Origin of the sequence: Paenibacillus filicis, from assembly GCF_038070315.1 — a bacterium.
Classification (GTDB): domain Bacteria; phylum Bacillota; class Bacilli; order Paenibacillales; family NBRC-103111; genus Paenibacillus_G; species Paenibacillus_G filicis.
On sequence record NZ_JBBPCC010000027.1, the window covers coordinates 88329 to 111032 of the forward strand.

Sequence of the window (22704 nt, forward strand, 5' to 3'; positions counted from 1 at the left end):
TCATGGAGGTTTTTTGGTACATCAGTCCTGTCGACGGCAGATATCCGTGGAAAGAAGAGGGGCGTTACCAAGTCGATCATCACCGGTTACGCAGGCTGGCGAGTACGATTGACCGCTCTGCCTTCTCCGGCGCTCTGCTTGGCACGTATGCGCATGATGTCTTTACGCTGGCGGCGTCTTTGTTTCCGCTCACCGAAAGGATGCGGTTTCTCATTCCTGTCTACCCAGGCGTAACCTCTCCGACCTTGCTAGCGCAGCAGGCGCTTACCTTCGATGATTACTCCGGCGGGCGCTTGCTGCTCAATCTCGTGAATGGGAGCGACTCGGTCCTGGCGCAATACGGGGTCCATCTGGAGCGTGACGACCGTTACTCGATGAGTGCCGAGTATTGGAAGCTGTTCAAGCGGCTGTACGCGGGTGAAACCGTCGTCTACCAAGGCGAGTACTTCAATCTTACCGGCAAAGACGGACGTCGGAACACCCCGACCTCTCTGCCGCTAGGGCCGGTTCAATATCCGAATATTCCGCTGTGGGGCGCAGGGGCTTCTCCTGCGGGCATCCGCCATGCGGCGGAGGTGGTCGATACGTACTTGACGTTCCTTCAGCATCCGGACAAGCTCCGCGAGCAGATCGCCGCCGCCCGCAAGGCTGCCGCCGATCAGGGACGGACGCTTCGCTTCGGCACACTCGCCAGCGTTATCGTGCGGGAGACGGAGGAAGAGGCTGTGGAGCATTTCCGCTGGCTGCAGCGGAAAACCGGCGTGGACACCATCGTAAACAATCTCAACGCGAATCTGGTTCGCAAGGGTATCCAGGGAGGCTTACAGGAGCTGACGAGCGATAATCCGCAGGTTCAAGCCCGAATTGCGGCCCTACGCGCCGGGCGTTTGCCGGAGCTGTCCGAATTGGAATTTTACCCGAATCTGTATGCGGGCACCACCCCTTGGTCGCCTCTGGATGTGCTGGATAACGGCTGGGGCTCGTACATCGTAGGCAGCTCTGCCCAAGTGGCCGAGCGCCTGGGTGAACTGAAGGCGGAACTGGGCATTGACGTCTTCATCTTGTCCGGCTGGCCGCTGAACGAAGAGGCCAACTATGTCAAGGAACTATTGCTGCCGCTGCTGAATCTGAAGCCGTCAGAGCCGGTGCTGGCGAACTCTGTAGTCGTCAATGTGTAACGGAATTCGGAAAGGAGCTGGCATCCTATGAAGGATACGTACATTCAACCATGGCAAACTCCCAGGCAGGTGATCGGGCCGGGCGGAGAAAGCTGGGCGCTGCTTGAGCATGACGCCTATATACGGGAGCTGGACAAGCTATCCGAGAGTGGCCTGTCAGATCTCATCCGCCAAGCTTACGAGCTTCCGGTTACTGCGGATGAGCTGAGCAAGAAACGCACCGGCTTGTATAAGGCAGCCGGAGGGCACTCCGTTTTCGCTGGGGGGCTGGCCGATTATGCCCATGCGCTGCTGGCTTCCTGGCATGCGCATCAAGACGGCTCCGTGTTAGAGAGCCAGCCGCATGTGGGGCCTCTGGCTTCTCTGTTCGAAGAGAGCGTGCGCCAAGGCAAGCTCATCACAACTTCCTTGTACCGCATCAAGCCTCTGGCTCTTACGGGAGAAGGGGAGACCGCGCCGATACTGGAAGCGGGAGAACACGGACTGCTTCTGCGCGGGAGGACGACCTTCTTGGCGGACGCCTTGTTTGCGGATGAGCTGCTCGTCTTCGTCCAAGCGGAGGGGGACTCGACTCCCACGACGATCGCTCTGGTGCCAGTGAATGCGCCACGGCTTCGTTTCCGTATATCGGAGCTCCTGGATTACGGATTGACGGTCGAGTACGACGGCGTGTTCATTCCTTGGTCCCGCGTGATCGTGGACCGGCATGCTGCGTACGCCAGAGCATGGCTTGAACACCCTGTAGCCAAAGCAGTTGCCGATTACCAGTGGACGTACAGACAACAGGACCTGCTGGACATTTTGACGGGAACGGCATTCGTGGTCGCGGAGCAAAGCGGGCGGAACCGGGATCACCATGTACAAGTCGTGCTGGGCGAGATCGTGCAGGAGCTGGAAACGGTGAAGGCGCTGCTGCTGGCTGCCGAGATCGGCGGTGCAACGAGCGAGTCAGGCGTATTTCTGCCGGAGGCTGTGTCGCTGCAAGCTGCGAAGAAAGCGGCGGTCGCCTTGCTGGAGCGTGTGTTCGAGCAAGCAAGACGGTTGGGCGGAGGCCTTATCGCCGATAACCCGAACTTGAACGGAACGGACCCTGCGGAAGAGGACCTTGCACTCGCTTGGGCACTGTACACCGTGGGCAGCGAGCGGGCATACCGCCGGTTGCAGCATGAGCTGTATGCGTTTGGAGATCCGATCCAGCAAACGTTCCGCTTTTTCGAGGAATATCCGCTTGAAACATTGAAAAGCCGTTACAACCAGTTCTGGGAAACCCGGAAGCCAGCGTTAACGGGAAGGGAGTGAGGGAGGATGTCTGCAGGGAAAGCGTATGTGGAGCGTTTGAGAGATGGAAGACAAGTATGGCTGAACGGAGAGCTCATAAAGGATCTGCCGAGCCATCCCGACTTTCAGGGTACGGTGCGCAGTGTTGCGGAGCTTATGGATTTGCAGGAGCATCCGGAGATTGGACCACAGTTGACCTATCTGACGGAGACCGGCCACCGGGCAAACCTTGCTTTTCTGATCCCGGAAAGCAAAGAGGACGTCTATCGCCGCAGCCGCAGCTTCAAGCTATGGTCGGAAGCGACGTTCGGCGTGATGAGCCGTGTATCCGGCGCTTACCGCTCGCAGGTTGCTGGCTTTTATGCAGGACGTGATGCGCTTCGAGATGATGTGCCGGGCTTTGACGAGAAGATCACCCGCTATTACACGGAGCTGCGCGACCGCGACCTGCTGCTGACTTCCGCCGGGCACGACCCGCAGATAGACCGGACCAAGCTGGCCACGGAACTAGGCGACCTGTACACAGCGGTTCGGATCGTCAGGGAGACGGAGGAAGGCATCGTCGTACGCGGGGCCAAAATGATAGCGACCGGCGGGCCGTACATGGACGAAATCATCATTTCCCCGCTGGCCAAAAAGTCGCAGGAAGAAAAGCATTATGCTCTGCTGTTTTTTATTCCCGTCAACAATCCGGGCGTTCATCTTATTTGCCGGGAATCGTTTGCCCAAACGAACGAGGAGGATTATCCGCTCAGCTCCCGGTATGACGAGATGGATGCGGTGGTCGTGTTCGATGATGCGCTGATACCGTGGGAGCGAGTGCTGATCAAGGAAGATCCGGACGCGCTGTGGAAGCTGCGTACGAATCCGTACCTTGGCGCAATCGGACTGCACGAGAACATTGTACGGTTTGTCAGCAAGCTGGAATTTGTCGCAGCCGTAGGCAACGAGCTGGCCGACTCGATCGGCATCAAGAAGTTCCCGCACGTTCGCGAGAAACTGGCCGAGCTGTTCTTCCAGCTCGAGTCGATCAAGGCTTTGCTGCAGGCTGCAGAGCATCGTTCCTTCCAGTACGGCAATGGAAAGTGGGCGCCAGACATGAAGCCGATGAACACGGCCAAAAATCTCGGTAACCGTTATTACCCTCGGGCCTTGGAACTTGTTCAATTGCTCACGGGAGCAGGCGTCCTGCAGGCTCCGTCCACGCTTGCCGATCTCCGCGGGCCGCTCGGCGAGATGCTGAAGCTATATTACAAAGGTGCAGATCGCGGACCGGTGGAACGGCTGAATCTGCTCAAGCTGACGTGGGAGCTCGTCGGCAGCCCGCTCGGCGCAAGGCATGAATTGTACGAACGGTTTTATGCGGGCGATCCGGCAAGAACGTATGCAGGACAATATCTCGACTATGACAAGCAGCCGCTGATCGATAAAGCAAGGGCCCACTGGGCGGCGGGGCGCTAGCATATACGGACCAACAACATCATGATTAGGGAGAGGTAACCATGAAAAAATGGAATTGGATCTTATTTATCTTAGTCTTCGTACTGATAAGCGGCTGCTCATCTGCAACTGGTGCCGGAAACTCGGGAAGCAAGAGCAAGAAGACCATAGTTGTCGGTACGGTCGATTCCTGGAATCCTTACGGTTTCTTGGACAAAGACGGGAAGCCGACCGGATTTGAGGTCGAAGTATTCAAGGAAATTGGCAAGCTGCTGCCCGAGTACGAGGTCAGATTTGAACTGATGCAGTTTGAGAACTTGTACGTGAGCCTGGATAGCGGCAAGATCAGCACGATCGCGCTTCAAGCGGAGCGCAACGCTGAAACGGAGAAGAAATACTTATTTACGGACGAAGCTTACTCCGTCCTTCAAACTAAGCTCATTGTGCTGGAAAGCAACAACTCGATCAACAGCTTCGCCGACGCGCAGGGCAAAACCGTGCTCGTCGCTGCGGGCAGCGGCGATGCCAAGTTCCTGGAGAAGTACAACGAACAGCATAAGGATAAGCCGATCAAGCTGGAATACGTCTCCGATCCTTCCACCGTGGTGAAAAGCCTTGTCGACAAAAGAGCCGACGCCTTTGTTCGTGGAGATACGGCGGTCATCACCTATGGCGACGCCTACGGCGTCAAGCTGAAAGCGGTGGGCGAACCGATCCAGAACCGCAAATCCTATTACCCGCTCGCCAAGGACCAAGCTCAGCTTAAGAAGGATTTGGATGGCGCGCTCCACACGCTGCGCGAGAACGGCAAGCTGAAGGAGCTGTCGGTCAAGTGGCTGAAAAACGACTACAGCCCCAAATAAATCACCATGGATAACTTTTTCGATCCGACCCTCATCGTCGAGTACATGCCCAGGCTGCTGGCATGTCTCGACGTTACGCTTATCATTCTCGTATCGGTCACGTTGGCCGGTATGACCCTGAGCTTGTTCATCGCAACGTTTCGCCTGTTCCATATCCCGGTGCTGGAGCAGCTCGCGGTCATGCTGACCAGCTACGCACGGAATACACCGATCGTCATTCAGATGTTCATCATTTACTATGGGCTGCCTATATTGCTGAAGACCTGGTTTGGCTTGGATATTAATACATGGGACAAGCTCGTTTTTGTCATTGCGGCCTATACGATCAATTCGTCGGCTTTCTTCTCGGAGGCAATCCGTACGGCAGTGCTCAGCATAGACCCCGGGCAGTTGGAAGCGGGATACGCGGTCGGGATGACTCGGCTTCAGACCTATCGGAGAATCATCATACCTCAGGCATTCGCCATTGCTTTTCCGATCATCGGAATCAATATCTCAGCCCTGATGCGCGATACGTCGATTGCTTATTCCATCGGTGTGCTTGATGTGGTCGGGCAGGCCAAAGCGATAGGAGGAAGGAGCTTCCATACGCTGGAGGCTTATGTGGGCGCCGCCATCATTTTTATCGTGCTCAGCGTACTGTTCGATAAGCTGTTCTCCCATATCGAAAACCGGCTGGGGCGCAAATACCGCACGTCGTGAATGCCTTCCATTCAGGCCATTTTAACCACAGGGGAATGTCCATGCAAACATCGATTGATCTCGTTTTTATTTGGCAAACCATGGGCAAGTCACTGCGTTATTTGCCCGCGACGCTGATGCTTTCCTTCGTGCCGTTTCTGATTTCTTTTGTCGTAGGAACACTGTTTGCGCTGGCGAGGATGTTTAATGTCCCTGTTGTCGCCAGATTTTGCAGCTTATATATCGTGGTCGTCCGGGGAATACCGGTCGTTCTGCTGCTGTTTATTTGCTATTATGCGATCTATGGCGGTATCGACGCCCTCGCCAAGTCGTTTGACCTCAGTGTGCACTCCAAGGATTTATCCCCGCTGTGGATTGCGATTATCGCGTTATCGGTGAACGGTACCGTGTATTTGGCCGAAACGATGCGCAGCGCCCTGATGGCTGTTGATAGGGGACAGATGGAAGCCGCTTATTCGGTCGGCATGAGTACCTTCCAAGGACTGAGGCGGGCGGTGTTCCCGCAGGCGCTGCCGAAGGCTCTTCCGAACCTGTGCAACAACCTGACCGCGACCATCAAGAGCGCCTCACTTGCGTTTACGATCTCGGTTGTCGATCTGTTGAATGGAGCACTGCTGTATGCCAGTTCCAACTACAAGTACCTGGAAGCCTATATCGCAGCGGCGATTCTGTATTGGCTGCTCTGCTACGGGATCGACAAATCGCTTCAGCTCTTGGAAAGAAGGGTCAACCTCAAAACGGAAAGAACATCGTTATGAGCGAATGTTAAGACAATGCCCCTATAGTAGGATTGAACTCACACTGCCGATTCCTCCTTGGATCGGCAGTTTTGGCTTATTTTTTATGATAGTAGGAAACGTGAATCCGAGTATTCGAATAAGAAAAGAAAACAATAGAAACAAGCAGAGCCTGCATTCATTGATTACACTTTTAAAAAATGATATGCTTAGTAGAATTAATTAATAGATACTTACCTGTTGCAAGTCGGGTTTAGGATGGCATTTTATACGAATACGCATCAGTCATTGATACAGACATCGCGCCGGTACTCGGATGAATCACAGAACAGGGAACGGTTGCGCGAAGGGGGAAGGAACATGCTGCGTTTAGGCCAAAAGGTTATTATCATCGGAGACAGCTTTGAGCAAAATCTGCCTGTCGGCGAATACGGATATATCATTGCTTACGACCGCAATGCGGACAATGTATTTGATTATGTTGTACGGGTTCCGAAGACTAACAAGCATCATTTTGTGCCGGGAGCCGACGTGGAGCTGGAAGAAACGCTGCTCAAGCTGGAGGCGGACCGGATCGAACGGGAGGCGCTGATTGACTTTGCGCTCGCCACCCGGAACGCGGCCCTGTTTCGCCGGCTGATGACGGGGGAAGCGGAAGAGCCGAAAGCGGAAGACGCCAATAAGGATGTTCAATCCAATCAGGACTTTATCCGTCAGATTCATTTGAAAGCCTGGATTTAAAAGATGAAGGCAGCCGCCTTAAGGCGTGCGCGGTCTCAAGAAGCCGGTTCCTCTTTGGAGGTTCCGGTTTTTATTTTGTCCATAGAGTGGTCATCATGGTAAGGAAACTGCGAACCGCCCGCTCTTCTGCGAAGGAGCTAAAATAATAACCAAAAAGAGCCTTCCCCCTCCCGCGATCCGGGAAAGGGAAGGCTTCTTTTGACGTGAAAGGATCATTGTGCCAAGGGCGCCAATGTCTCGGCCCAGCTCCGCAGATTGTCGATCGCGGAGATTGGCAGCGACAACTGGCCGGAGCTCAATACTTCGGCGGCACGCCTATCTGAAGCCTGGCCGGGGTAGGCGACCGGCTGCGCAGGGTCGGCAGGGGGCGATTCTCCGATCTCCCGCAGCAGGTCGGTCACCTGCTCGCGGAAAGCTTCGGCCGTCTGCCCGAAGGCTGTCGGATCGATGAGCAGGATGAGTGCTCCTCTATCGTTGAGCGAGCCCTTCGATCCGGCCCCGGTGCCCACAAGAGGACCGGTTAAAATTTCAAAGGCGAGCGCCAGCGCGTATCCCTTATACCCGCCGTATGGTTTAACCGCTGCGACTCGGTACGGATCGGTCGTCGCCTGCCCCTTCTCGTCGACTCCCCACGACTCGGGAATAGACTGTCCGCTGAGCTTGGCCACCTCCACAAGGCCGATTGCCCGTTCGGATAGCGCGATATCGACCACAAACAGCGGATCGGTATGGGGGATTCCGATGCCGAGCGGGTTCGTGGATAGCGCAGCTTCCGTTCCGCCATGGGGAATCATGAGGTTTTTGCCGCCGTATTCCCATACGAGTGTAACCAATCCTTGCTGGGCGCCGTAGCGAGCAATGACGCCTGGACAATTGAAGCGGCTTATTCCGCTGATGCCGATGGCCTGCACTTTGGGCCGGTCCGGATCGGACAACGCCAAGTCGATCGCGTCCCTGGCCACAATATGGCCGACGTCTCCATGGCCTTCAATGTGCAGAACCGGCCCTTTCGACGGAGCGGCCCGGTATGCTCCCCTGGCATCGAACGACGAGAGGGCTACGCCGAAGGACAGGAAGCCGTGCGATGTTCTCCCTCTCAGATCGGCGTCTAAGTAATCGTCCACGACAATGCGAGCTTCCCGTTCCGTCGCGCCTTTGGCGAGCAAGATCCGGGTTGCCAAATTTTTTAACTCATCGATCTGAATCGTGCCCCACTGAGAATCGGACATATAAGGATAACCTCCTGCTTGATCCCACATAACAATTAACCGCATGGGTTTACTATGAATTTGGGTCATAAAAATAGGCGGGCTGACCGCTTATTGAAGAGATTACCGGATAAAGCCGACTTTGTATAATGAATAGTAGAGATCAATAACTTCAAATATTTTGAATCGTCGCGATCGGAGACAGCTCTTCATGCAGCGTAAGCAGCAGTCTATTCCCGGCCGAACCGAGTGCACTTCCGTCCGCCTGTCTCAGAATGCCTATCAGGAGATCGGCGTTCAGATCCGCCACTTGCTTCAGCACGGTCCCTTCCGGAACGGGGTCAACGGTCACGATGGGAACGACAGCCAAGCCATAGCCGACCTGCACATAGTGCTTCAGCGCGGTTGTACTCGTAATTTCGATTCCATGATAAGGACTCGCCCCCTGGTCGGCAAGTACGGATTCCAGCTTGTTGCGGTATGGGCATACGGGGCTGGTCAGAAGCAAGCGTTCATGGCGCAGATCTTGAACGCGAACCGTCCGGTCGGCTGCCGCCAGTTTATGGCTGCTTGGCACGAGCAGGGCTACTTCCTCAACGAACAAGGGCTCGAAGATCGTACCGGAGCTCGTCTCGGGGGGCGCGCAGAGAAGGAGGTCCAGCTCTCCTTTTAGCAGCATGCCGGCCATATCCTGCGTGTTTCCGATCCGCACGGTGACGTCGATCTTCGGGTAGCGGCGATGAAACGCCGAAAGCGCTTGGGGCAGCCGATAGCTGGCAGCCGGCTCGACGACCCCCAGACGGACGGTTCCCGCCTCGCCTTGCATCCATTCCGACATAGCGGACTTCACAGCCTCGTACTCTTTGATGAGCAGCGCCGATTTCTCGTAGAACAACCGCCCGGCATCCGTGAGCCGAATCCCATTGCGCTTTCCCCGTTCGAGCAGCTTCGTCCCAAGATCTGCCTCCAGCTTCTGAATTTGCATCGTCACGGTGGATTGCACGTACTGCAGCTCTTCGGCCGCCTTATGGAAGTTTCCCGTGCTGACCACGGCATGGAAGGTCTTTAACGTGCGAATATCCATCCGCTTTCTCCTCTCATTCGGTTTTTCCTATTATAGCATAAAATTGGAAGGAGGAAGAAAGCCTCCCCGCTTGTTTCATTCCTGGCTCCAGCCCTTCCCATCCATTGAGTTCACCAGGTAACTAAGCTATAATAGTAGGAATGATTAGCCAAGAAGCGAGGTGCAGGAAATGAGTATTTCCGTCAAGGATGTTGAGCATGTAGCGGCGCTGGCCCGTCTGGAGCTGAGCGAGCAGGAGAAAGAGAAATTTGCGGAGCAGCTGAGCGCGATCTTGAAGTATGCGGAGCAGCTTGAGCAGCTCGACACAGACGGCATCGAGCCTACGAGCCATGCGATGCCATTGGTGAACGTTTTGCGCGAGGACGTGGTCAAGCCGTCCCTGGATATTGAGCAAGTGATGCGGAATGCGCCTGATGAAGAAGACGGCCAGATTAAGGTTCCGGCCGTACTGGAGTAGGGTTATATATTGAAGGGAGGATTTCTGCTTGTCTCTGCTTAACTTACGACTACAGGACGTACATAATAAGCTCCACGCCAAAGAAATCACCGTCACCGATCTGGTGAACGAATCTTATAACCGGATCGATGAGGTGGACGGCAAAGTCCGGGCGTTTCTGACTTTGGGCAAAGAACAGGCGCTGGCCCGGGCCGGTGCGCTTGATGAGAAGCTGGGCACCGACGATTCCCGCGGTCTGCTGTTCGGGCTGCCGATCGGGGTTAAGGACAATATCGTAACTGAAGGGCTGACGACAACCTGCGCCAGCCAATTTCTGCGCAACTACGATCCGATCTACAGTGCAACGGTCGTTAAGAAGCTTCAAGAAGCGGACGCCGTCACGATCGGCAAGCTGAATATGGATGAGTTCGCGATGGGCGGCTCCAACGAAAACTCGAGCTTTCACCCTACGTATAACCCGTGGAATACCGAGTATGTGCCAGGTGGCTCCAGCGGTGGCTCTGCGGCTTCTGTAGCGGCGGGCGAAGTGTTCTTCTCGCTCGGTTCGGATACAGGCGGCTCGATTCGCCAGCCGGCATCCTACTGTGGCGTGGTTGGACTGAAGCCGACCTATGGTCTCGTCTCGCGCTTCGGCCTGGTGGCTTTCGCCTCCTCGCTAGACCAGATCGGACCGCTGACCAAAAATGTCGAGGACAGCGCGTATCTGCTGCAAGCCATCGCCGGTCACGATCCGTCGGATTCCACCTCGTTGAATGTGGACGTGCCAGATTATCTGAGCGCACTGACAGGCGATGTGAAAGGCTTGCGTGTAGCTGTGCCCAAGGAGTATGTGGGACAAGGCATTGATCCGAAGGTCAAGGAAGCCGTTCAGGCTGCACTGAAGACGCTCGAAAGCCTGGGCGCGATTGTAGAGGAAGTGTCCCTGCCGCATACCGAATATGCGGTGGCTACTTACTACCTGCTCGCTTCGTCCGAGGCATCGTCCAACCTGGCGCGGTTTGACGGCGTACGCTACGGCGTAAGGGCCGACAATCCGAAGAACCTGCTGGATGTTTACCTGAGAAGCCGCAGCGAAGGCTTTGGCGACGAAGTGAAGCGCCGGATCATGCTCGGCACATATGCGCTCAGCTCCGGGTACTATGATGCTTACTATCTGAAGGCTCAGAAGGTTCGGACGCTGATCAAGCGTGACTTCGACCAAGTATTCGAGAACTATGATGTGGTCATCGGGCCGACGGCTCCGACGCCGGCGTTCAAGATCGGCTCTCAGACGAGCGATCCGCTAACCATGTATCTGAACGATATTCTGACCATACCGGTCAGCCTCGCAGGAATCCCTGCTATCAGCGTGCCGTGCGGCTTGGCTGACGGCCTGCCGGTCGGTCTGCAAATTATCGGCAAGGCGCTGGATGAAGCGACGGTGCTGCGTGTAGCTCATGCCTACGAGCAGCATACCGAGTTTCACAAGCTGCGCCCGCAGCTTTAAGGAAAGGAGCGACCCTACATGACAGCGGCAACCGGTAACCAACAAGGATCTGACAGAAAGTATGAGACCGTCATCGGTCTCGAGGTGCACGTCGAGCTGCACACGAAATCCAAAATTTTCTGCGGCTGCTCCACTTCCTTCGGAGCTCCGCCGAATACCCATACCTGCCCGGTATGTCTCGGGCATCCCGGCGTTCTGCCTGTGCTCAACAAGCAGGCGCTGGAGTATGCCATCAAGGCTTCTATGGCGCTCAATTGCCAGGTAGCGACGGACACGAAGTTTGACCGCAAAAACTACTTTTATCCCGATTCGCCTAAGGCGTATCAGATCTCGCAGTACGACAAGCCTGTCGGTGAGCACGGCTGGGTGGAGATTGAGGTCGGTGGCGTTACCAAGCGCATCGGCATCACTCGCGTCCATCTGGAGGAAGATGCCGGAAAGCTGACGCATGTCGATGGCGGCTACGCCTCCCTCGTTGACTTCAACCGTGTCGGCACGCCTCTGATCGAGATCGTTTCCGAGCCGGACCTTCGTTCTCCCGAGGAAGCACGCGCCTACCTGGAGAAGATCAAGGCGATCATGCAGTACTGCGACGTCTCCGACGTTAAAATGGAAGAGGGCTCGCTGCGTTGCGACGCCAACATCAGCCTGCGTCCTTTCGGCCGCGAGAAGTTCGGCACGAAGGCGGAGCTTAAGAACATGAACTCGTTCCGCGGCGTACAGCGCGGACTCGAATATGAAGAATGGCGTCAGGCCGACGTGCTCGACTCCGGCGACGAAGTCGTGCAGGAGACGCGCCGCTGGGATGAGGCCCAGGGCAAGACGCTGACCATGCGCAGCAAGGAGCAGGCGCATGACTACCGGTACTTCCCGGACCCGGACCTCGTCTCCGCGCATATCGATGAAGAGTGGAAGACCCGTGTGCAAAGCACGATTCCGGAGCTGCCGGACGCCCGCAAGAAGCGGTATGTCGAGCAGTACAGCCTGCCGAGCTATGACGCCGAAGTCATTACGGCTTCCATGAAGCTAGCCGATTTCTTCGAGGAGAGCTTGAACTATACCCAGGATGCCAAGGCTGTATCCAACTGGATCATGGGGGATCTGCTCGGCTACCTGAACGCCAGCGGACTGGAACTGGCTGATGTACGCATCACAGGTCAGGGTCTCGGCGAAATGATCGGTCTGATCGAGAAAGGCACGATCAGCAGCAAGATCGCCAAAACCGTCTTCAAATCGATGCTTGAAACAGGCAAAAGCCCGCAGGCGATCGTGGAAGAGCAGGGGCTGGTGCAGATCAGCGACGAAGGAGCCATCGCAGCGATCGTCGATCAGATCGTAGCGAACAACCCTCAGTCCGTGGCCGATTTCAAAGCCGGCAAGGACAAGGCCGTCGGCTTCCTGGTCGGACAGATCATGAAGGAAACCAAGGGCAAGGCTAACCCGGGATTGGTTAACAAGTTAATCTTGGAGAGCCTTAATCGTTAATGGGGTGAAGCTTCCGGTGATCCGCCCGGTCGATATGGATAATCTGCAGGAGCTGCTGCCGCTTTTGGAGCTGCAGCAGCAGGCCTATCGCATTGAGGCCGAGCTTGTCGGCTTCGAGGAAATTCCTCCTTTGCTCGATTCGCCTCAAGAGTTGCGTGAATCGGGGGAGTCATTCTTCGGTTATTATGAAGATGAGAAGCTGCTCGGCGCTATTTCCTGTAAGCAGAGCGCCCGGGAGCTGACGATCTGCCGTATGATGGTTCATCCGGACCGCTTCCGGCAGGGCATCGCGGGAGCGCTTCTGCGGCATGTAGAAGCCATTGCCATACCCGGCTGTGCGATCGCTGTAGCGACGGGCACCACGAATACACCTGCTGTCGCTTTATACGAAAAGCATGGTTTTATGGCCTCCCGGATGCAGCTCATCGCACCGGGCATCACGATGACCCATTTTATAAAGCTTGCGGAGCCGTGATGATGCGGCTTCTTTTTTTTGTAAACTTTTTTTTTCGGAAAAAGTAACGTACGCCCCCGTTCATGGTAAAATAATGGTCACATTGGGCATGCTCAGAAAGGAGTGGTTTATTTATGAATGATCCTTGGTCGATTGATTTATTTCACATTACATTGAGGCTGCTGCTATCGATGCTGCTGGGCGGTCTGATCGGCTTCGAGCGTGAGCAGAGCAGCCGGGCGGCAGGTCTTAGGACGCATATGCTCGTTTGCCTCGGTTCGACCTTAATCATGCTCCTCTCCATATATGGTTTTTCTGATTTTACTAGGCTCGATCATGTACAGAGGGACCCGGCCCGGCTCGCTGCTCAGGTTATCAGCGGGATCGGATTTTTGGGCGCTGGCACCATCCTCTACACCGGCAAATCGATTACGGGACTGACGACAGCAGCTTCGCTATGGGTCGTAGCGGCGATTGGTCTGGCGATCGGGGCAGGATTTTATTATGCGTCCGGGCTGGCCTGCCTTTTCGCGCTCATCAGCCTGTTTGGCCTGCATGTGGTGGAGAAGCGGTACATGGCGCATAAGAGAACGCATAGCTTGAGGCTTGAGGCGGCGGATATCCCGAGCTTGCTGGGACGCGTCTCCCATCTGCTTGCAAGCAGGGGCTGCGATATCAAGAAGTGGTCAGTTGAGGAAATACCGGGCGAACAGCCCGATCGCATGATCCAAATCACCCTGGAGCTGCGCTTGACCAAGAAAACGTCACCTGCGCAGACGATAGAGGAATTACTCGGGATTGATGGAATCCGGGCTGTTTCTATGGATTAAGTCAGCGGTTGCACGTCAGCCGATCTTTTTGTCGAAGGGATGAAGGGGAAATCCTCTGAGTGTTCGTCTAAGACAATATGAGAAGAACCAAGGCGGTGAAACGATGGAATGCATGGCGGATGAACAGTTGGTCGACCTGATCCGTCAAGGCGATGAAGCGGCGTACCGTACCCTGATGGAGCGCTACCAGGATTATGTATATACGCTGATTTACCGCATGGTTGACCATCGCGAAACTGCTGAGGATTTGACTCAAGAAGTATTTCTCAAGCTGTTTCGGGCGATTGAGCGATTTCGGGGCGATTCCCAGCTCAAGACTTGGATTTACCGCTTAACCGTTAACCTGGTGGCCGACTACAGGCGTTCCCGGAAGCGAAGGCCGTATGAAGCCATTCTGGATAAAGTAAAAGGCTGGTTCGGGGACCGCAAGGAGGAGCCCGAGGCCAAGGCGCTGGAACGGGAGGAGAGGCAGACGGTGCAGGATCTGCTGTCCGCCCTTCCCGACAAATATAAACTGGTGTTATATTTATACCATTATAAGCAATTGTCCTACCAGGAAATTGCCGATGCGACCGGCTTGCCTATCAAGACGGTCGAGACGAGACTGTACCGCGGAAAAATGCTGCTGAAACAAAAATGGCTGGAGGTGGGCGGGCATGACTGGCATTCATCCAAGCGATCAAGAACTGCTACATTATCTGAATAACCGCTGCCCGGAGTTGGAATTGCGGCGTATTGGCACTCATTTGGACATTTGTCCTTTCTGTAAACGCAGGCTGACGGTGCTTCTGGATATCGAGCTTGCGCTCGAAGAGCTCCCGTTGTTAAAAGCACCCTGCGAGCTAGCCGATCGCGTACTTCAAGCCCTTCATGTAAGGGGCAAGAGGGACATTCCGGGGCGTACGCCTCCGGCCAGGCCTCCGGTTCCGATCCCGCCTCTGGCCGAGGCAGCATCCTCCCAGACCGCATACAACCCGCGATGGAAGCGGGAGCTGACCCATGGCATGCTGGCTTTGGCAGCCACCTACCTATTCATCGCCTCCGGCATTATAGGCAGAATTACTTCACTCAACACCAGAGAGCTGGAGAGCGGGGTCCGCTTCGGCGCCGCCCAGTTGTTTCAAGCGATGGATGCCGTTTCGCGCCATTTGCTGTCTTAAGGAGGATTCCGTATGGAACGTTATCAGGCTAAAAGTAAGGAAAAGCCCGAGGAGCTGCTCGAAGACGAGTTTCTGCGGGAGCGGATGGAGAGGTGGGGGCAGAGCAGCCAGAAGCGTCCCTTTGATCCATATCTCGCCATGCGCATGCGCAAAAACAAATGGGTGGCAGGCATCCTATCCTTTATGATTCCGGGTACCGGACAGCTGTATCTGGGCTTGATGCAGCGTGGGCTGGGGATCATGGTGATGTTTATGCTGGACATATTTGCGATCGTCTTTTTCGCGATGAACGAGAGCATTCCTCTGATTGTTCTATTCTCGCTGCTGCTGCCGATCATGTATTTCTACAATATTTTTGATGCGCTGCAGCAGACGGACCGAGTGAATGGCTGGGCAGCGCCCCTTGATTTCTCTGATGTCCGGACATTCGATTCCGCCGCGGAGACTGAAGAGCGTCCGGTTCGTCCCCGTAGGAGGGGGAATAACTTCGGCTATCTGCTGATTCTTGCAGGCGTCGTCTTGTTTTTGGCGGCGGGCAGGCCGGAATGGCTGGACCGGGCCATCCAATTTATGGGCTCTACCTTTGGTGCGCTGGTGCTGATCGGACTCGGCTTATTCCTGTTCTTCAGAGAATCGATGAAAAAATAGGGAGTGTTACGTATGTTGAAGGTAGGTCGATATACGGCAGCCCTTGTACTTGTCATTGTGGGCGGAGCGGTCGTGTCCGACAAGCTGGCTGGAACCGGCTTGACTGCCGAGCTTGTCAAGATCTGGCCGATGCTTTTCATTATGCTGGGGCTTGAATACATTCTATTTAACATGCGCCATGGACGGGGACAACGACCGCTGAAGCTGGATCTGGGCGGCATTATTTTCTCTGTAGCCGTGGCAGCAGTGATCATTGTCAGTGTACAGAACCCGGGCGTATGGCAAGGGATCCAGGGAATCAAGGGACTCGGCAGCACCAATATTGCCAGTGTCATCGAAGCGTTCAGCGACGACGGCAAGTCCTTTGATAAAGGGACAACGGTCATCCCGGCCGGAGCCGAGATCAAGCAGATCAAGCTTACCAATACCAATGGCAAGCTGAGGATCAAGCCGGGTAATGTCCCGCAGATCGAGGTGGAGTTGACGGTCTATGTCAATTCCGACAAAGAGGAGGAGGCGGCAAGCATCGCCGAAGCTTCCCGGCTGGAGCACCGCATCTCGGGGGAGACGTTGGAGATCTCTACTGTCCCAGCGGAATATGGCTTCAAGCTGTTCGGCAAGCGTAAGCCTCGTATGGATCTCATCGTGACGGTTCCGGCCGAACTCCGAGCGGATTGGGATGTAAGTTTGACCAACGGTCAAATCGAAGCATCCAAGCTCCTTCTTCAGCGGGCTTTTACTGCAGAGGGAGTCAATGCCGAAATCTTAGTTCGAGAGATGGTCGGTACGATTAGCCTCAAAGCGACCAATGGCCAATTGAAGACACAGAAGACGGAGGGCAGCCTGTCCATGGAGGTCAGCAATGGGATTTTGGAGGCCGCAGATCATACCGGCGGGGCCAAGCTCAAATCCACCAATGGAGAATCGACGCTATCCCGTCATAGCGGAGATGTGGACATCGAGATAGCCAATGGAGCCATCCAAGCGGATGGTAACCTCAAGCGGGTACGTACAGAGGGTGCCAGCGCCTCAGTCAAGCTCAGGACCTCGCAGGTGGAAGGGGACTGGGATGTGACGACTAAGCACGGCAAGGTAGAGCTTATGCTGCCTGCGGCCGGAAGCTATACCTTCGAAGGCACGGGCGGTTTTGGCAGCATGCACACGGAGCTGCCCTTCCAGATCTCCAAAACCTCCATGACCGGGACACTGGGAAGCGGTACGTATAAGGTACATGCAGCAACCAAAGGGGCTTTATCCGTGCAAAGAGTCAATTGACAATCTTTCCGCCGACCGGGTAAAATAAAGAGATATACTCTTCCGGGTTAGGCGGTGAACACCATGAGTGCTTTGGAGCAGGCGCTAAACAAGCTTAAGACGATGGGCGTCCGTATGACGCCGCAGCGGCATGCGATTTTGTCCTATCTGTTGAAAACGATGTCTCATCCTACAGCGGATGATATCTATAAGGCGCTGTCGCCACAGTTTCCGAGCATGAGCGTCGCAACCGTCTATAACAACTTGAAGGTATTTATGGAATCGGGTTTGGTTCGCGAGATGACATACGGCGATCATTCCAGCCGGTTCGATGCTGATTTGTCGGACCACTACCATGCGTTGTGTGAGGAATGCGGCAAGCTAGTTGATTTTGCCTACAAGCCGCTTGATGAGCTGGAGCAGGCTGCCGGGGAAATGACCGGCTTCCGGGTCAAGAGCCATCGGGTAGAGGTATACGGCGTATGTGCCGACTGCCTAAGCAAGTCGAAATGAAAGATTACTAAAATTGGGGTATAATGGACGTGTCCGGTCGCGCGAATTGGCGTAACGGAGGCGTCCTTTTCTTTTTGCTTCAGCCTACGGTCGCTGCACTATTCGTATAGAGGTGAATTCATGAATTTTGACGGTTATTCCGCAAGTCCGCCTCCTCGGAGGAAAAGAAGGGCCTTACGGGCTCTGCTGCTTTTGCTGGCCCTAGCCGCCGCCGCGATCCTTGCGGCTTATTACTGGACCGTTTATGTCCCTAGCGGCAAGCATGAGCCGCCGACATTTGACGGGAATCCCAAGCCGGTATTTTACCAGGGAGGCATGCTCCAGGACCCGGCTGTAGGAAGCAAGGAATCCTTGAAGCTTTCCTTCGATACGGTTCAGGAGCGCATCGATCCTTCTGTTCTCTATGAACAGAAATCCGAGTCGACCATCATTACTACGCAAAGTAAAGTCGTTCGTTTGCGGACGAGCCAATTGACCGGCATGATCAACGAAAAGCCTTTCACCTTGAAGTTTCCTTTGGAGAAATCCGGCGGCAAGCTGTATCTGCCGATCGATCCGCTGCGCAGCTTCTATCGCATCGACCTTCGGGAATCCGAGGAAACGGGTGCCGTTCTCTTGTTCTTAGAAGGAGACACAATCCGCTGGTTGCGAACGGTTTCCTACGAAGGCAAGCCGGATAAGACCATTGCGATGAGACGCGACCCCTCCATCAAGGCGCCGATCCTCGCAGATGTCCGCCAGGCGGAGAATCTGATCCTTTGGGGAGAAGAAGGGGAATGGTACCGCGTGCAGCTCACGAACGGCTACCGCGGCTATGTGCGCAAGAGTGATGCGGTTGTGGATCGCGAAGAGAAAGTTCCCGTTAATAAGGAGCCGGACTTTCAGCCTAAGCGGCCCATTACCGGTAAGATCAATTTGACATGGGAGCATGTCGTATCCAAAAATCCAGACACCTCGAAGATAGGCGAGATGCCTGGAGTGAACGTGGTTAGTCCTACCTGGTTTCATCTGCAGGATGGAGAAGGCAACCTTCAGAATTTAGCGGATCCAGCCTATGTCCAGTGGTCCAGGTCTAAAGGTTACCATATCTGGCCTATCTTTAGTAACGGCTTCGACCCGAAGCGGACGACGGAAGCTCTCTCGACTTACGACAAGCGGCTGAACATGATCAAGCAGCTGCTGAGTTTCTCCCAGCTATACGGGTTGGATGGCATCAATATCGATTTCGAGAACGTCGATTTGAAGGACAAGCAGAACCTGGTTCAATTCGTCCGCGAGCTGACACCGCTGCTTCATGAGCAGGGACTCGTCGTCTCGATCGATGTCACACCGCGGTCAACCAACGAGATGTGGTCGATGTTCTACGACCGCAAGGCTCTGATTGAATCCGTCGACTATATGATGCTGATGGCCTATGACGAGCATTGGGCGAGCAGTCCCAAGGCAGGCTCTGTCGCGTCTCTGAAGTGGGTGGAGGAATCCATACAAGGGCTGCTTCGCCAGGATAAAATTCCGCCTTCCAAGCTGGTGCTTGGTATCCCATTCTATACCCGGGTATGGACGGAGGAGACGAAGAACGGCAAGGCGACGGTAAGCTCGCGTGCGGTGTTCATGGAGATGCCTCAACGGATTATCCGCGAGCAGAAGCTTACTCCCACCTTCTCGGAGGAAACGGGACAAAACTATATCGAGTACAAGGAAGCGGGCAAGCTTCAGAGGATATGGATCGAAGATGAGACGAGCGTCCGCGCCAGAATGAAGCTGGTCAAGGAGCTGGGCTTAGCGGGAGTCGCATCCTGGCGCAGAGGCTTCGAGGTTCCGGACGCCTGGAACTGGATCAAGGAAGAGCTGGCTAAATAAAGGTTTGATATCAAAACGGCATGTCCACCGACGGATCGGGGACATGCCGTTTTTGATGTGGATCACGAAGAAGTAGTCGCACCTTCCTGGGCGGGCTTGGCTTCCTCAGCGGGATGAACATGCTGGGCGTCTTCTTGTGGAGCGTGGGCCGGGTCGACGGACAATATGGTTTTGCAGAACATACAGCGGTCTGTTTTGCCGATGATCTTGGTCGGCTTGGCGCACTCCGGACAGACGACAACGACGGCGCTGGTCGACATCATCCCGGCTGCGAAGTAGATGCCCATGCTGACCAGCATGAGGATCGCGCCGATGACCATACCTACCGCAGCGATCATCCGCCCTACAGCTCCCCATTCGAATACTATCCCGGCCAGACCCAGAATCATCAGCAGCATGCCTCCCATGGTCAGTAGCAGTCCCCAGAGCCGGAATTCGTTTGCCTTGCTTGATTTAAATCGCACGATCGTCACTTCTTTCATTCAAGAATTGTGAGAGCTCTCATAAATAAATTGCAGGAAACTGCGTCTGCATGTAGAAATACTTCATAAGCAAGAATGGCTAACCTATGCATTCCATGGTCAGGAGGCCCTTTCATTCATGGAATCTCTGAAGAAGCAGCACTTGGACAGGCTCCGTAAGGACGAGACCGTACTTGGCGTGCTCGTTGTCGACAATCCTTCTCCGTATTCGGCGGTCACTGACGGTTTTGATTTTCTGTTGCTGGTCGTCAGCCGTCATGCAGAGCGGGCCGACCAACAAATTCATTATATAGAAGACCACTTACGTATACAAGAAAGATGGATCATTCCGCAGATGCTTGATGCACTCATCCTTCACGGCGAACAACCCAATGTTTTTTATTGGATCTTAAAAGGAGAGATACTTTTGGATCGCGAGATGTATCTGGAAAGCTTGCGGCATCGGGTTCTGGAGTTTCCTGAGGAGCTGAGGGAGCACAAGCTGCTGATCGAGTTCTCCAAGTTTCTGCGCAGCTATTTGCAGAGCAAAGACTATTTGATTGGCGAGCATCTGCTGGATGCCTATAATAATATTTTGGAGGCACTGCAGCATTGGGCGCGTATCGTCATCGTGGAAGCCGGCTATCATCCAGAAGTTACCGTATGGAGTCAGGTACGCCTGATCAATCCAGGCGTCTACAAGCTGTATGAAGAACTGACACTGAGCAGCGAAACGTTGAAGCAGCGTGTGCAGCTCGTCCAACTGGCCTGCGAATTCTCCGTCATGTCCAAGATGGAGCGGTGCTGTAAGGTACTGCTCGATCAACTGGCGAGCAGGGAGGAGGCCTGGAGTCTTCAAGAGCTCCAGCAGCTCCCGGGGCTATCTGACGTCAAGTCTGAGCTTCCGCTGCTGCTTAACAAGCTGGTCAGGAAGGCTCTGGCTGCAGAGGTCGTCCACACGGCTGATCCCGAGCTCAGTTTGCTGGAGTTGCGATATCGGGATGCCAAGGTCCATGCAGTGTGATATAATCAGCATGAACAATTTCATAGCCACTAGGGGAGCCCCAAGATGCGGGGCTGAGAAAAAGAAGCCTTCTTTGACCCTTGGAACCTGTAATGACGGGGAAGCGGATCGAACCGCCTGCCGTCCTGGATGATGCCAGCGTAGGGAAGTGGACGAGTGCTCGATCGCTTTATAATAAGCAACCGGTCATGAAGTCAGCCTGCGCAGGCTGACTTTTTTTGTGTTGTCCTTGCAGGTGGGGGAGAAGCATGCAGCTTGACGAGGAGAGGAGGTCAGATATGAAGCTGGTTATTAACGGGGAGAACCGTGATGTGAACGACATTGCAACGGTAGCAGACCTGCTCGCTTTCTATAAGCTGGAGCAGAAGATACTGGTCGTAGAGTTGAACCGCAATATTATCGAGCGGGACACCTACGCAAGCACCGGGCTGCAGGAGGGCGATCAACTGGAAATCGTCCATTTCGTCGGGGGAGGCTAACCTTCCGGCAGGATGTGCCCGCACCTTCATAGAAGGATTTCATGCACCGGAATTCCGGAAAAGGAGATATCAATCATGACAGAAACCTTAAACATTGGTCCTTATACCTTTAAATCCCGTCTATTGCTTGGAACCGGCAAGTTTACATCGCTCGACATCCAGGAGAAAGCCGTTCGTGCCTCCGAGGCCGAAGTGCTTACCTTTGCCATCCGCCGGCTGCCGATCGACAATCCCGATGCTCCTAACTTTCTGGAGACACTCGATCTGAAGAATTTTACTCTCCTGCCTAATACAGCAGGTGCTTATACGGTAGAGGAAGCGGTTCGTATCGCCCGTCTGGCCAAAGCTACCGGATTATGCGATATGATCAAGGTTGAGGTAATCGGCGATCCGAGAACCTTGCTTCCCGATCCGGTCGGAACGCTGGAGGCAACGAAGATCCTGGTGGACGAGGGATTCATTGTCCTGCCTTATACGTCCGATGACCCGATCCTGGCGCGTAAGCTTCAGGAAGCCGGTGCAGCTGCGGTTATGCCGGGCGCATCGCCGATCGGTTCCGGCCAAGGTATTGTTAATGCAGGTAACCTGCGCTTTATTATCGAGGAAGCCAAGGTGCCCATTATTGTAGATGCGGGTATCGGTGGTCCGGCGGACGCAGCACTGGCTATGGAGCTTGGCGCAGACGGCGTGCTGCTGAATACAGCCGTTGCAGGGGCGCAGAATCCTGCTCTTATGGCTGAAGCGTTTAAGCTCGCCGTGGAGGCAGGACGGAAGGGCTTCCTCGCGGGCCGGATAGCGAAGAAGCGGTATGCTTCGGCCAGTAGCCCCGAAGAAGGAATGATTGAGTAATCGGGTTCTAAAAGCGTACGGGAAGGCGCGGGCTGAGGATCGAGCTTTCCCGTTTTTCATTCATTTCAACTTTTTTAAAATCAATGCTTGACTTTCATATAGAGCATGTGATAAATTAGTCTTCGCCGCTGAGAAGGACTTGTCCAGAACGGCAGGCCAAGCAACCCTGATAAAAACAAGAAATAAAAAAAGCTTGCATTGAATTAGGTAAGTGTGGTACATTATAAAAGTCGCCGCTAAACGAGGTGACAATAAGCGACAAAGAAGGAAATTGTTGAAAAGTATGTCTTTGTCGGTAAATAATTGCCCTTTGAAAACTGAACAACGAGTGAGTGTTAAATAGAGAATGAAAATTCTCGCTAGCATTACTTTTGAGCAAGTCAAACACCTTAATGGAGAGTTTGATCCTGGCTCAGGACGAACGCTGGCGGCGTGCCTAATACATGCAAGTCGAGCGGACTTATTCCTTCGGGGATAGGTTAGCGGCGGACGGGTGAGTAACACGTAGGCAAC

24 protein-coding genes and 1 rRNA gene are annotated in these 22704 nt (G+C 54.5%); 22 read left to right on the forward strand and 3 right to left on the reverse strand.

Going from position 1 to position 22704, the window contains the following annotated elements; all coding sequences use genetic code 11:
* The first annotated feature begins 2 nt into the window (after positions 1–2).
* The 7 genes from WMW72_RS30530 (at position 3) to WMW72_RS30560 (ending at position 6939) form a co-directional block, all read left to right on the forward strand.
* Complete coding sequence (locus WMW72_RS30530) at positions 3–1178, forward strand: LLM class flavin-dependent oxidoreductase (RefSeq protein WP_341419368.1); 1176 nt, start codon at positions 3–5, stop codon at positions 1176–1178.
* A 27-nt stretch (positions 1179–1205) separates the two neighbouring features.
* A complete protein-coding gene (locus tag WMW72_RS30535; protein WP_341419369.1) occupies positions 1206–2477 on the forward strand; it encodes a 4-hydroxyphenylacetate 3-hydroxylase C-terminal domain-containing protein in 1272 nt (423 codons plus the stop codon).
* Positions 2478–2483: 6 nt separating this feature from the next.
* Complete coding sequence (locus WMW72_RS30540) at positions 2484–3917, forward strand: 4-hydroxyphenylacetate 3-hydroxylase family protein (protein WP_341419370.1); 1434 nt, start codon at positions 2484–2486, stop codon at positions 3915–3917.
* 41 nt (positions 3918–3958) lie between these two features.
* Positions 3959–4759: a transporter substrate-binding domain-containing protein gene (locus tag WMW72_RS30545; RefSeq protein ID WP_341419371.1), complete on the forward strand. Its 801-nt coding sequence runs from the start codon at positions 3959–3961 to the stop codon at positions 4757–4759.
* A 6-nt stretch (positions 4760–4765) separates the two neighbouring features.
* Complete coding sequence (locus tag WMW72_RS30550) at positions 4766–5461, forward strand: amino acid ABC transporter permease (RefSeq protein WP_341419372.1); 696 nt, start codon at positions 4766–4768, stop codon at positions 5459–5461.
* Positions 5462–5502: 41 nt separating this feature from the next.
* On the forward strand, positions 5503–6219 hold the full coding sequence (locus tag WMW72_RS30555; protein WP_341419373.1) for an amino acid ABC transporter permease: 717 nt from the start codon (positions 5503–5505) through the stop codon (positions 6217–6219).
* 339 nt (positions 6220–6558) lie between these two features.
* Entirely contained in the window at positions 6559–6939 is a 381-nt protein-coding gene (locus WMW72_RS30560; RefSeq protein ID WP_341419374.1) for an ATPase, read from the forward strand.
* 212 nt (positions 6940–7151) lie between these two features.
* On the opposite strand, the gene WMW72_RS30565 is transcribed toward WMW72_RS30560, so the two are convergent.
* Both WMW72_RS30565 and WMW72_RS30570 read right to left on the reverse strand, forming a co-directional pair.
* The gene (locus WMW72_RS30565) at positions 7152–8168 is read right to left on the reverse strand and encodes an Ldh family oxidoreductase (RefSeq protein ID WP_341419375.1); all 1017 of its coding nucleotides are present in this window, start codon (positions 8166–8168) and stop codon (positions 7152–7154) included.
* 151 nt (positions 8169–8319) lie between these two features.
* Positions 8320–9231 (reverse strand): LysR family transcriptional regulator, encoded by a 912-nt coding sequence (locus WMW72_RS30570; RefSeq protein ID WP_341419376.1) that lies wholly within the window; start codon positions 9229–9231, stop codon positions 8320–8322.
* A 169-nt stretch (positions 9232–9400) separates the two neighbouring features.
* Here WMW72_RS30570 and gatC point away from each other — a divergent pair, with 169 nt between their 5' ends.
* The 11 genes from gatC (at position 9401) to WMW72_RS30625 (ending at position 19378) form a co-directional block, all read left to right on the forward strand.
* A complete protein-coding gene (gatC, locus tag WMW72_RS30575) occupies positions 9401–9688 on the forward strand; it encodes an Asp-tRNA(Asn)/Glu-tRNA(Gln) amidotransferase subunit GatC (protein WP_341419377.1) in 288 nt (95 codons plus the stop codon).
* Positions 9689–9716: 28 nt separating this feature from the next.
* Complete coding sequence (gene gatA, locus WMW72_RS30580; protein WP_341419378.1) at positions 9717–11174, forward strand: Asp-tRNA(Asn)/Glu-tRNA(Gln) amidotransferase subunit GatA; 1458 nt, start codon at positions 9717–9719, stop codon at positions 11172–11174.
* An 18-nt stretch (positions 11175–11192) separates the two neighbouring features.
* On the forward strand, positions 11193–12659 hold the full coding sequence (gatB, locus tag WMW72_RS30585; protein WP_341419379.1) for an Asp-tRNA(Asn)/Glu-tRNA(Gln) amidotransferase subunit GatB: 1467 nt from the start codon (positions 11193–11195) through the stop codon (positions 12657–12659).
* Positions 12660–12663: 4 nt separating this feature from the next.
* On the forward strand, positions 12664–13134 hold the full coding sequence (locus WMW72_RS30590; protein WP_341419380.1) for a GNAT family N-acetyltransferase: 471 nt from the start codon (positions 12664–12666) through the stop codon (positions 13132–13134).
* 113 nt (positions 13135–13247) lie between these two features.
* Positions 13248–13943, forward strand: a complete 696-nt coding sequence (locus WMW72_RS30595; RefSeq protein ID WP_341419381.1) for an MgtC/SapB family protein — start codon at positions 13248–13250, stop codon at positions 13941–13943.
* Between the two features lie 103 nt (positions 13944–14046).
* Complete coding sequence (locus tag WMW72_RS30600; protein WP_341419382.1) at positions 14047–14649, forward strand: RNA polymerase sigma factor; 603 nt, start codon at positions 14047–14049, stop codon at positions 14647–14649.
* A 40-nt stretch (positions 14650–14689) separates the two neighbouring features.
* Positions 14690–15103: a hypothetical protein gene (locus WMW72_RS30605; RefSeq protein ID WP_341419383.1), complete on the forward strand. Its 414-nt coding sequence runs from the start codon at positions 14690–14692 to the stop codon at positions 15101–15103.
* A 12-nt stretch (positions 15104–15115) separates the two neighbouring features.
* On the forward strand, positions 15116–15751 hold the full coding sequence (locus WMW72_RS30610; RefSeq protein WP_341419384.1) for a hypothetical protein: 636 nt from the start codon (positions 15116–15118) through the stop codon (positions 15749–15751).
* Between the two features lie 12 nt (positions 15752–15763).
* On the forward strand, positions 15764–17026 hold the full coding sequence (locus tag WMW72_RS30615; RefSeq protein WP_341419385.1) for a DUF4097 family beta strand repeat-containing protein: 1263 nt from the start codon (positions 15764–15766) through the stop codon (positions 17024–17026).
* Positions 17027–17089: 63 nt separating this feature from the next.
* Positions 17090–17518: a peroxide-responsive transcriptional repressor PerR gene (perR, locus tag WMW72_RS30620; protein ID WP_341419386.1), complete on the forward strand. Its 429-nt coding sequence runs from the start codon at positions 17090–17092 to the stop codon at positions 17516–17518.
* 192 nt (positions 17519–17710) lie between these two features.
* Positions 17711–19378, forward strand: a complete 1668-nt coding sequence (locus WMW72_RS30625) for a glycosyl hydrolase family 18 protein (RefSeq protein ID WP_341419387.1) — start codon at positions 17711–17713, stop codon at positions 19376–19378.
* A 62-nt stretch (positions 19379–19440) separates the two neighbouring features.
* On the opposite strand, the gene WMW72_RS30630 is transcribed toward WMW72_RS30625, so the two are convergent.
* Complete coding sequence (locus WMW72_RS30630; RefSeq protein ID WP_423227623.1) at positions 19441–19842, reverse strand: DUF2614 family zinc ribbon-containing protein; 402 nt, start codon at positions 19840–19842, stop codon at positions 19441–19443.
* 136 nt (positions 19843–19978) lie between these two features.
* On the opposite strand from WMW72_RS30630, the gene WMW72_RS30635 reads away from it, so the two are divergent.
* The 4 genes from WMW72_RS30635 to WMW72_RS30650 form a co-directional block, all read left to right on the forward strand.
* Complete coding sequence (locus WMW72_RS30635) at positions 19979–20863, forward strand: nucleotidyltransferase-like protein (RefSeq protein WP_341419389.1); 885 nt, start codon at positions 19979–19981, stop codon at positions 20861–20863.
* Positions 20864–21141: 278 nt separating this feature from the next.
* Complete coding sequence (thiS, locus tag WMW72_RS30640; protein ID WP_341419390.1) at positions 21142–21342, forward strand: sulfur carrier protein ThiS; 201 nt, start codon at positions 21142–21144, stop codon at positions 21340–21342.
* 75 nt (positions 21343–21417) lie between these two features.
* Positions 21418–22191: a thiazole synthase gene (locus WMW72_RS30645; RefSeq protein ID WP_341419391.1), complete on the forward strand. Its 774-nt coding sequence runs from the start codon at positions 21418–21420 to the stop codon at positions 22189–22191.
* Positions 22192–22580: 389 nt separating this feature from the next.
* Positions 22581–22704: ribosomal RNA gene (locus tag WMW72_RS30650) — 16S ribosomal RNA — on the forward strand; the annotation flags it as partial.

What these genes read in the sequence shown, in the direction of transcription:
- WMW72_RS30635 (WP_341419389.1), top strand. Translation starts at nt 19,979, where the DNA reads ATGGAATCTCTGAAGAAGCAGCACTTGGACAGGCTCCGTAAGGACGAG.
- WMW72_RS30545 (WP_341419371.1), top strand. Translation starts at nt 3,959, where the DNA reads ATGAAAAAATGGAATTGGATCTTATTTATCTTAGTCTTCGTACTGATA.
- gatB (WP_341419379.1), top strand. Translation starts at nt 11,193, where the DNA reads ATGACAGCGGCAACCGGTAACCAACAAGGATCTGACAGAAAGTATGAG.
- WMW72_RS30610 (WP_341419384.1), top strand. Translation starts at nt 15,116, where the DNA reads ATGGAACGTTATCAGGCTAAAAGTAAGGAAAAGCCCGAGGAGCTGCTC.
- WMW72_RS30555 (WP_341419373.1), top strand. Translation starts at nt 5,503, where the DNA reads ATGCAAACATCGATTGATCTCGTTTTTATTTGGCAAACCATGGGCAAG.
- WMW72_RS30600 (WP_341419382.1), top strand. Translation starts at nt 14,047, where the DNA reads ATGGAATGCATGGCGGATGAACAGTTGGTCGACCTGATCCGTCAAGGC.
- WMW72_RS30615 (WP_341419385.1), top strand. Translation starts at nt 15,764, where the DNA reads ATGTTGAAGGTAGGTCGATATACGGCAGCCCTTGTACTTGTCATTGTG.
- WMW72_RS30535 (WP_341419369.1), top strand. Translation starts at nt 1,206, where the DNA reads ATGAAGGATACGTACATTCAACCATGGCAAACTCCCAGGCAGGTGATC.
- perR (WP_341419386.1), top strand. Translation starts at nt 17,090, where the DNA reads ATGAGTGCTTTGGAGCAGGCGCTAAACAAGCTTAAGACGATGGGCGTC.
- WMW72_RS30595 (WP_341419381.1), top strand. Translation starts at nt 13,248, where the DNA reads ATGAATGATCCTTGGTCGATTGATTTATTTCACATTACATTGAGGCTG.
- WMW72_RS30565 (WP_341419375.1), bottom strand. Translation starts at nt 8,168, where the DNA reads ATGTCCGATTCTCAGTGGGGCACGATTCAGATCGATGAGTTAAAAAAT.
- WMW72_RS30645 (WP_341419391.1), top strand. Translation starts at nt 21,418, where the DNA reads ATGACAGAAACCTTAAACATTGGTCCTTATACCTTTAAATCCCGTCTA.
- WMW72_RS30550 (WP_341419372.1), top strand. Translation starts at nt 4,766, where the DNA reads ATGGATAACTTTTTCGATCCGACCCTCATCGTCGAGTACATGCCCAGG.
- WMW72_RS30560 (WP_341419374.1), top strand. Translation starts at nt 6,559, where the DNA reads ATGCTGCGTTTAGGCCAAAAGGTTATTATCATCGGAGACAGCTTTGAG.
- gatC (WP_341419377.1), top strand. Translation starts at nt 9,401, where the DNA reads ATGAGTATTTCCGTCAAGGATGTTGAGCATGTAGCGGCGCTGGCCCGT.
- WMW72_RS30540 (WP_341419370.1), top strand. Translation starts at nt 2,484, where the DNA reads ATGTCTGCAGGGAAAGCGTATGTGGAGCGTTTGAGAGATGGAAGACAA.
- WMW72_RS30530 (WP_341419368.1), top strand. Translation starts at nt 3, where the DNA reads ATGGAGGTTTTTTGGTACATCAGTCCTGTCGACGGCAGATATCCGTGG.
- WMW72_RS30570 (WP_341419376.1), bottom strand. Translation starts at nt 9,231, where the DNA reads ATGGATATTCGCACGTTAAAGACCTTCCATGCCGTGGTCAGCACGGGA.
- thiS (WP_341419390.1), top strand. Translation starts at nt 21,142, where the DNA reads ATGAAGCTGGTTATTAACGGGGAGAACCGTGATGTGAACGACATTGCA.